The sequence below is a fragment of the Vibrio sp. 2130-1 genome (assembly GCF_033339515.1).
The window spans coordinates 1-609 of record NZ_JAWOUT010000453.1; the positions used below are offsets into that span (position 1 = coordinate 1).

Genomic DNA, 609 nt, shown 5'->3' on the forward strand with positions numbered 1-609 from the left:
TCGAATATGGATGCCACCAGTTTCCACGACTACAAAAAAGTGGCCATGAACACGGTGTTGGATTCGTTTTCTAAGCTGACTAAAGAGTTTGATTCTATCATGATCGAAGTTGCTGTTAGCCCAGCGGAAATCAACTTGAGAGAAGGCGATATCGCAAACATGGGTTTTGCGGAAGCAGCCGATGTGCCAGTGATCATTGTTGCGGATATTGATCGTGGCGGTGTGTTTGCGCATTTATACGGAACATTGGCGTTACTTTCTGAATCTGAACAGGCGAGAGTAAAAGGGTTTGTCATTAATCGCTTTCGTGGCGATATTCGTTTGCTGCAATCAGGTCTGGATTGGCTAGAAGAAAAAACGGGTAAGCCTGTTTTAGGCGTGTTGCCATATCTGCACGGCTTGAACCTAGAAGCCGAAGACGCCATTACTGCACAGCAGGAGTTGAACTCTGAAGTTAAGTTAAATGTGGTTGTTCCTGTGTTAACGCGCATTAGCAATCATACTGACTTTGATGTTTTACGCTTAAATCCCGACATTAATCTTCGCTATGTTGGGAAAGGTGAGAAGATCGATAAAGCCGATCTCATCATTTTACCGGGAACGAAATCA

The 609-nt window shown here is 44.2% G+C and carries 1 protein-coding gene; it reads left to right on the top strand.

All coding sequences use genetic code 11. From position 1 onward, the window contains the following. Nucleotides 1-609: cobyric acid synthase (locus tag R7Q09_RS26790; RefSeq protein ID WP_318144029.1), on the top strand; the 609-nt coding region annotated here is incomplete at both ends.